At 61.3% G+C, this 5,952-nt stretch carries 8 protein-coding genes; 3 read left to right on the forward strand and 5 right to left on the reverse strand.

Annotated elements, in window-relative coordinates:
* Positions 1-5: 5 nt before the first annotated feature.
* The 4 genes from ACEVQ6_RS23300 to ACEVQ6_RS23315 all read right to left on the reverse strand — a co-directional run bounded on the left by ACEVQ6_RS23300 (position 6) and on the right by ACEVQ6_RS23315 (position 3,192).
* The gene (locus ACEVQ6_RS23300) at positions 6-626 is read right to left on the reverse strand and encodes a HamA C-terminal domain-containing protein (RefSeq protein WP_374891432.1); all 621 of its coding nucleotides are present in this window, start codon (positions 624-626) and stop codon (positions 6-8) included.
* Positions 613-1,884, reverse strand: coding sequence for an ATP-binding protein (locus ACEVQ6_RS23305; protein WP_374891439.1), 1,272 nt, complete (start codon positions 1,882-1,884; stop codon positions 613-615). The genes ACEVQ6_RS23300 and ACEVQ6_RS23305 overlap by 14 nt, the downstream gene beginning before the upstream one ends.
* A gap of 202 nt (positions 1,885-2,086) precedes the next feature.
* Positions 2,087-2,869 carry an SDR family oxidoreductase gene (locus ACEVQ6_RS23310; RefSeq protein ID WP_374891433.1) on the reverse strand — a complete coding sequence of 261 codons (783 nt, stop codon included), beginning with the start codon at positions 2,867-2,869 and terminating at the stop codon, positions 2,087-2,089.
* The gene (locus tag ACEVQ6_RS23315; RefSeq protein WP_374891434.1) at positions 2,866-3,192 is read right to left on the reverse strand and encodes a nuclear transport factor 2 family protein; all 327 of its coding nucleotides are present in this window, start codon (positions 3,190-3,192) and stop codon (positions 2,866-2,868) included. Before ACEVQ6_RS23315 ends, ACEVQ6_RS23310 begins: the two co-directional genes overlap by 4 nt.
* 96 nt (positions 3,193-3,288) lie before the next feature.
* On the opposite strand from ACEVQ6_RS23315, the gene ACEVQ6_RS23320 reads away from it, so the two are divergent.
* Positions 3,289-3,660, forward strand: a complete 372-nt coding sequence (locus ACEVQ6_RS23320; RefSeq protein WP_374891435.1) for a winged helix-turn-helix transcriptional regulator — start codon at positions 3,289-3,291, stop codon at positions 3,658-3,660.
* Positions 3,661-3,718: 58 nt separating this feature from the next.
* On the opposite strand, the gene ACEVQ6_RS23325 is transcribed toward ACEVQ6_RS23320, so the two are convergent.
* Entirely contained in the window at positions 3,719-4,099 is a 381-nt protein-coding gene (locus ACEVQ6_RS23325) for a winged helix-turn-helix transcriptional regulator (RefSeq protein WP_374891436.1), read from the reverse strand.
* 90 nt (positions 4,100-4,189) lie between these two features.
* Here ACEVQ6_RS23325 and ACEVQ6_RS23330 point away from each other — a divergent pair, with 90 nt between their 5' ends.
* Positions 4,190-4,915: an SDR family NAD(P)-dependent oxidoreductase gene (locus ACEVQ6_RS23330; protein WP_374891437.1), complete on the forward strand. Its 726-nt coding sequence runs from the start codon at positions 4,190-4,192 to the stop codon at positions 4,913-4,915.
* 10 nt (positions 4,916-4,925) lie between these two features.
* Positions 4,926-5,567, forward strand: coding sequence for a DsbA family oxidoreductase (locus ACEVQ6_RS23335; RefSeq protein ID WP_374891438.1), 642 nt, complete (start codon positions 4,926-4,928; stop codon positions 5,565-5,567).
* Positions 5,568-5,952 lie beyond the last annotated feature (385 nt).

Below are 5,952 nucleotides of genomic sequence, written 5' to 3' on the forward strand. Positions count from 1 at the left end.
TTAAATCAAACCGCTAGCGAGCCGCAAAATCCGTTCTTACAAAGCCTAAAAAGTCTCAAATCATTCGACGACGGACAGTCGTCCGGGTCATTGCTCTCCAACAGGCGGTTGGCGACAAAGAGTAGGGAATCGGGCGTGCAGCGGCCGTTGTCGCGGTCGAGCACCTTGCGGGCGCTCGTGACCGTGGCCTTGCCGAGCACTTTGTTGCTTTTGGCTTCCCCTTTCAGGAGCCATAGCTTTTCGCCAGCCGCATCGTATCCCGCGCCGATAAAATCGTCGCCGCGCATCGCCATGTTGCGACCATCCTTGTAGCGCAGGCGGCGAACGGGAACGCGTAGGCCGATTTCTTCCTCGACCAGTTCGGTCGCGAGAATCTCACCAAGATCGCCGGAGCGTCCCTTGGGTGTCTGAGGCATTGCCTCGCTGAGGATTTTCGCGGCGACCTTGTAGCCGAGCCGTTCCACGTCTTCGGCAATGCGTTCCAGTCGATCGTAATGTGAGCGGATCGTCTTGGCGAGGTCATCGCGAATCTCGTCGCGCCCGCCGTCCTTCTCGACATAAGTCCAATAGTGCTTTCGCTTGTCTTCGTTTTTGGTGGCATCACACCAGCTTTCATACAGGCCCATGCGATCCTCCTTTGGCTGTTTTGTTCGTTCGCGCTTCTCCATCCCAAAGGCTCGACAATGGCGCCGCTGCTAGCCTGTCGCCGAACGGCACAACATCCACGCTGTCGTAGAGGACCACACCGAAGGCGAAGCGATCGCCGCAGGCCTCGGCCAAGGCACGCAGCCCTCCAAAATCACTAGCTTTGACCGTGGCGCTGGCCTTCACCTCTATCCCGACGATCATGCCGTCGTCGCGCTCCAGCACGATGTCGACCTCGCGCATGTCGCGATCGCGGAAATGATACGGAGACAGCCGCAGGTCCGAAGCGCTCATGAGCTTCAGAATTTCCGAGAAGACGAAACTTTCGAGAAGCGCGCCGAATGATCCGCGATCGGCCTTCACCCTGTCGAAGGTCAGACCGCGCACGGTCGCCAGCAAACCGGAATCGAGGAAGTGCAGCTTGGGCGTTTTGGCGATGCGTTTCAGGGCGTTGGTAAACCAGGGTTGCACGGTTGAGATCAGAAACACCTGTTCGAGCAGCCCGACATAGCGCTGCCCCGTCTTGTGGGTGACGCCGATACCCGCTGCGAACTGCGAATAGTTGACCAACTGTCCCGAGTGCTCGGCAAGCAGCCGCACGAATTTCGGCAACTCGGTCAGTTTCTCAACGTCGGCGATGTCGCGCAGGTCGCGCGTCAGGATCGACGTGAGATAGGATCGCAACCAATCCTGCCGCCGTCGCTCGGTGTCACGGCTGATGGCTTCGGGAAAACCACCGAGCAAGACGAGTTGGACCAGATCGTCACCGACGATCCCATTCCGCTGACTCTGGAGCTTTCCTTCGAACAGCCGTTCCAAGAAGCTCGGTGCCCGGCCTTCCACCTCGGCCTTGGCCAGCGGCAGCATCTGGATGGTTTCCATCCGTCCCGCCAGGCTGTCGGCGATGCGCGGCAAGGTCAGCACGTTCGCCGAACCCGTCAGCAGGAATCGTCCGGGCCGATAGTCCTCATCGACCGTCTTTTTGATCGCTAACAGCAGGTCAGGGGCGCGCTGGATCTCGTCGATGATGGCTTGATCCAGCCCCCGGATGAAACCGGCCGGATCGGATTGAGCGGCCGCAAGAACCGTCTGATCGTCCAGCGTGATATAGGTTCGGCCAGCCTCTCCCAGCTTGCGGACGAGCGTGGTCTTACCGGCCCTGCGCGGTCCTACGATCAGGACCACGGGCGTATCCGAAAGGGCTTCTTCCGCCCGTCGTTCTACAAACCGTCCGTACATGCCAGCTCCGAGATTCAGCAGATTGAGACTATCTGCCTCGGCAGATTGGGAGTCAATGGTTCGCAGATTGGTAATCAAATGACCGCGATCCGGGAAAGATTGGGGAAAGCCTTCCCCTTCGACCGAGCCTTAGGTCTCGGACGACCCCTTCTGCGGGGACACCCCCAGGCTGTGCCAAAACGCTCGGAGGCGAGCCGCCACCTCAAGCGGTGGGAATGGTCCCTCCATCGATGACATATTCTGTTCCGGTTATGGCTGCAGCGCGCGGGGATGCCAGGAATGTTATCAGGTCCGCGACCTCTGCCGGTTTCGCCGGTCGACCGAGCGGAATTCCGCCCAGAGAATTCATGATTATCCTCTTGCCGCCCTCGTAATCGGTCCCGGCCTCTCTCGCGAGCCGTTCCGCGAGCGCCACGGCGGCGTCGGTTTCGATCCAGCCCGGCGACACGCGAACCACCCTGATGCCCTTGGGGGTCACTTCCTTCGACAGGCTCTTGCTGTAGGTCGATAGCGCCGCCTTTGCCGCTGCATAGGCGGTCGTCGATTCTGGCAATGGCAGTTCGTGCTGGATCGACGTCACATGGATGATGACGCCTGCCCCTTGTGCGATCATCGACGGAAGCAGCGCCCGGTCGAGCCGGACCGCAGGCATGAGATTATGATCGATCTCCTTCTGCCATTCCTCATCGGTCAAGGCCGCAAAGCCACCAGCCGGTGCGCTCGATCCTCCAAGCACATTGACGAGGATGTCGATGCCGCCGAACGCGTGAACCACCTCTTCGGCGACCTTGGCGCAGCCCTGCGCCGTCAGCAGGTCGGCCGCGATGTAATGGATTCTATCGGTTCCGTTTTCGGGCACGGTTCGGGCTGCTGCCGCGACGCACGCACCCGCGTCCGCCAATGCCTGAACGACCGCTGCGCCCGCTCCCTTGGTGCCGCCCGTCACCAGGGCGCGTTTTCCGTCAAGGCCAAGATCGAAGCTCATGGTGCGATCTCCAGCCGGGCGATCACGTCACCAGAGAGCGTGAAAGCGTAGCGAAGATCCACGGGACTTCCCGGAAAGTTTCCAATCAGATGTGCGGTGACGATGACCCTGTCACCCTGATTTTCGATGGCTACGGGCTCGGCAACATATTCATACTTTGCGGATGCCTCGGACTTCCAGGCCGCGATCGCGTCGCGCCCCGTATAGGTCTTCTTCTCGTCGACGACGACGGCGTCGGTCGTGAAACATCTGGCGACCGTCGCGCCATCCGCCGCGTCCGCAGCAAAATAGTCGGTTATGGGTTTCGGTAATGTGAGGGTCATGATCGATCTCCGGCTTGGCTTGTTCGGAGATCAAAAATGGCTTAACTTTCCAAATTCGCAAGAACACACGAAAAAGTAAGGTACTTACGCAAAAGTATGCCACACCAATATACGCAAGAAACAGCGGCGGAGGGTGTCGAGAACGCGCTCAAGCTTCTCGAGGGGCGCTGGAAGCTGGTGATCCTGTTTCACCTCTTCGGCGGGCATGTTCTGCGCTTTTCCGATCTCGAACGCGCGATCCCGGGAATCTCCCAGAAAATGCTGATCCAGCAACTCCGTCAGATGGAAAAAGACGGGATCGTGCGCCGCATCGTCCATCATCAGGTGCCTCCGAAAGTCGAATACTGCCTCACCGACTGGGGGCAGGCCCTGTGCCCGGCTCTTGATGCGCTGCTCACCTGGGCTGCGCAGCGCGAAGTCATCAAGAGAGGAAATCCGGACGTTTCGAGCCAGGACTCGGCGCCATGAGCTCTGTTGCAGGCATGGACAGAGAACAGACCGCCTTATCGCGCCCCTGCATCGACTGTTAGGGCCGACCGCGGTCGTGATCGTCGCGATGTCGTTCGATCTCGTCGAGATGTTCCAGCACCCATGTCGCGAGGTGCATGACGGGGACCGAAAGGGATTGGCCGAGGGCGGTCAGGCCATATTCCACCTGCGGCGGCACCGTCGGATAGACTTGCCGCGTCACCATGCCGTCGCGCTCGAGCGCCTTGAGCGTGCGTGTAAGCATCTGTTGTGACACGCCGCCGATCAACCGTTTCAGTTCGTTAAAGCGGCGCGGCTTCTGTGCGAGGGAGGTGATTGCCAGTACCGTCCACTTGTCGCCCATCCTCGCCAGGACCTGGTTGACGCGACGACATGCGTCATTGGCGCCGGGCGCAGCGGGTGGGGCGGTCACATCCATAGGGCCTGGCCATAAATCTATGCGTTCTTGCGTCATGCACTGGTCCATATCACATTCCTGGTCATCGAAACATACTACCAGGAAAGCACCATGGCTGACAGGAAGACAATCGCGATTTTCGGCGCCGGTATCGGCCTTGGCGCGTCGCTCGCGCGCCATTACGGCAGGCAGGGCTATCGGGTCGCGCTCGTTGCGCGCCGAGAAGGTGCGCTTCGAGAGCTTGCCGGGAAGCTCAACGACGAAGGGCTGGAGGTGGCCACCTTTCCCGCCGACCTGACCGATCTTGAAGGGCTCCCCGGCCTGGTCGACGCGATCGAAACGCAGCTCGGCGCCATCGATGTTGCCGTATACGCGCCTGTTCCGTCCGAAGGCGGATTCGTCCCTGCCGCCCAACTCGACGCCGCAGCGGCGCAGGATCTCGTTCCCATCTACACGCTCGCGCCGATAGAGCTTGCGCATCGCCTGAGCACGATCATGACGCAACGCGGCGCAGGGGCGATCGTCGTCGTCGGCGGGCTTGCCGCGGTCAGACCCATTCCGGGCCTGAGCGGCGCTCCGGCACTGATGGCCGCCACCCGCAACTACATCCATGCTCTGCACGGCGGGCTTGCGCCGAGCGGCGTCTTCGCCGGCGCCGTCTACATCGGCGCGATGATCGAAGGCTCGACCGGCATGAAGGTCGCCACGGCGGGTGGCCGCACCATCGATCCGCGCTTGACGACCATCTCGCCGGACGCGGTCGCGGAAGCGATCTGGAGGCTCACCACGGAGCGCACCGAGGTGGAGGCGATTCTTCCCGCCTCACTGCAATCCTGAGGCATTGACCATGCTGCGCATCGACCTCTTCACAGAGATCACCTGCCCCTGGTGCATCATCGGACATCACCGCCTCGACAAGGTCCTGGCGGAGCGGTTCCCCGCGCTGGCTGTCGATATCCGCCAGCACCCGGTGCTGCTGCTTCCCGACGCGCCGGCAGCGGGCCTCTACATTCCCGACCTTCTCCGCTCACGCTACGGCATCACAGACCCAAAGGCGTCGTTCGCGCACCCTGAAGCTGAGGCACGGGCGACCGGCCTTGATCTCGACCTAAGCCGCCAGCTTTGGACCTACAGGACGCAGGCGGCGCACGGGCTTATCCTAGCGGCGCGGGGCCGTGGCACGGAGCATCGCCTCGCGGTTGCGATCACCGACGCCCACTTCCTCGAAGCCAGAAACATCTCCGATGCTGACGTCCTCGCCGATATCGCTATGGGCTACGGATTCGAGCGCGATGAGGCGCGTGGGATCGCGTTGGACCCCGAACAGCACAGGCGTGTCGAGCAAGAGGCCGCCAGGTCCGTAGCGGCGGGCGTGCGGTCCGTCCCCCACTTCGTTTTCGGCGGGCGCATCGCCATCAACGGGGGACGCAGCGAGGATGAGATCGCGTCCGCTATCCGTGATGCTGCAAGCGTTGCCGCATCCGCCTAACAGGGGACGTCCGGTTCGTCGCCTTAGGGTCGATAGCGCGCGTGGTTGTCCTTGCGCGAACCGGACGTTGGTGAAGCTTGTCTCATTCCGCCTGCGGCTTCCGGGAGCGCTTAGCCAGTTTGATAAATCCTTCAAAATGATGTAGATTCAACGAGTTAATCCGGATGGAGGCGCGTTGTGAGCTTCATCGAAGGCGATAGCCGAGATCAAATCAACCTCCTGCCGCCATCCATAGATGACTACGTTGCGCCCGACGCGCTCGTCCGCGGTCGTCGATGCGTTCGTGGGCAGCCTGGACTTGGCCGAGCTAGAGCGTCTTCGATGAACGCGGAGTCGGATTGATGATTCACGCGGTCGGGCTTGTCTGATTCACTGGTCCTGGTGA

Source organism: Ensifer soli (assembly GCF_041928815.1).
Taxonomy (GTDB): domain Bacteria; phylum Pseudomonadota; class Alphaproteobacteria; order Rhizobiales; family Rhizobiaceae; genus JBHFEI01.

Bases quoted from the DNA above. Each gene is read 5' to 3' on its own strand.
- ACEVQ6_RS23300 (WP_374891432.1), bottom strand. From the start codon at position 626: ATGGGCCTGTATGAAAGCTGGTGTGATGCCACCAAAAACGAAGACAAG.
- ACEVQ6_RS23305 (WP_374891439.1), bottom strand. From the start codon at position 1,884: ATGTACGGACGGTTTGTAGAACGACGGGCGGAAGAAGCCCTTTCGGAT.
- ACEVQ6_RS23310 (WP_374891433.1), bottom strand. From the start codon at position 2,869: ATGAGCTTCGATCTTGGCCTTGACGGAAAACGCGCCCTGGTGACGGGC.
- ACEVQ6_RS23315 (WP_374891434.1), bottom strand. From the start codon at position 3,192: ATGACCCTCACATTACCGAAACCCATAACCGACTATTTTGCTGCGGAC.
- ACEVQ6_RS23320 (WP_374891435.1), top strand. From the start codon at position 3,289: ATGCCACACCAATATACGCAAGAAACAGCGGCGGAGGGTGTCGAGAAC.
- ACEVQ6_RS23325 (WP_374891436.1), bottom strand. From the start codon at position 4,099: ATGGATGTGACCGCCCCACCCGCTGCGCCCGGCGCCAATGACGCATGT.
- ACEVQ6_RS23330 (WP_374891437.1), top strand. From the start codon at position 4,190: ATGGCTGACAGGAAGACAATCGCGATTTTCGGCGCCGGTATCGGCCTT.
- ACEVQ6_RS23335 (WP_374891438.1), top strand. From the start codon at position 4,926: ATGCTGCGCATCGACCTCTTCACAGAGATCACCTGCCCCTGGTGCATC.